Below are 289 nucleotides of genomic sequence, written 5' to 3' on the forward strand. Positions count from 1 at the left end.
CTTGTTCACGCTCATATGCGGGAAGAGCGCATAGCTCTGGAAGACCATGCCGAAGCCGCGCTCTTCCGGACGCAGCGGGTCGATGCGCTTGTCGTCGAGCCAGATGCCGCCACCGGTCGCAGGCAGCAGGCCCGCGATCAGGTTCAGCGTCGTCGACTTGCCGCAACCCGAAGGGCCAAGCAGCGCGATGAACTCGCCCTTGCCGATCGTCAGCGAGACGTCCTTGAGCGCGTTATGGGTGCCGAAGTCACGGCTCAGACGGTCGAGCCGAAGCTCGCGGAACGAGGCT

1 protein-coding gene is annotated in these 289 nt (G+C 64.7%); it reads right to left on the reverse strand.

Going from position 1 to position 289, the window contains the following annotated elements; translation table 11 throughout:
* Positions 1-289 (reverse strand): ATP-binding cassette domain-containing protein (locus tag WFK61_RS26180; RefSeq protein WP_336814951.1); only part of this gene is annotated, 289 nt, incomplete at both ends.

Source organism: Allobosea sp. MMO-172, from assembly GCF_037147855.1.
In the GTDB taxonomy this organism is placed as follows: Bacteria; Pseudomonadota; Alphaproteobacteria; order Rhizobiales; family Beijerinckiaceae; genus Allobosea.